The sequence below is a fragment of the Extibacter sp. GGCC_0201 genome (assembly GCF_017566055.1).
In the GTDB taxonomy this organism is placed as follows: domain Bacteria; phylum Bacillota; class Clostridia; order Lachnospirales; family Lachnospiraceae; genus Extibacter.
The window spans coordinates 1-234 of sequence record NZ_JABFCH010000108.1; the positions used below are offsets into that span (position 1 = coordinate 1).

Below are 234 nucleotides of genomic sequence, written 5' to 3' on the forward strand. Positions count from 1 at the left end.
CCTTCGTCGGCCTATCCCTCAGCGGGTCGATGTCCTGGCCGTACTTGTAGGTGTCCAGCGCTCCATGCCGCTCTCCGTCCACGAGGTACTCTACCGTATGCTCATCTCTCGTGTAGTAAAGCTTCAGCACGAGCTTGCCGTCTCCTGTTATCGTTCCTTCCGTCACGTTCTTCTCGGACTCCTTGTCATATGTGAACCCTGTGAACGTCGTCGGGTTCGCCGTCGCCAGCGTAT

At 57.3% G+C, this 234-nt stretch carries 1 protein-coding gene; it reads right to left on the bottom strand.

Features of this window, described 5'->3' with window-relative positions:
- The coding region (locus tag HJV72_RS20570) for a hypothetical protein (protein ID WP_208073403.1) at positions 1-234 on the bottom strand (234 nt) is incomplete at both ends.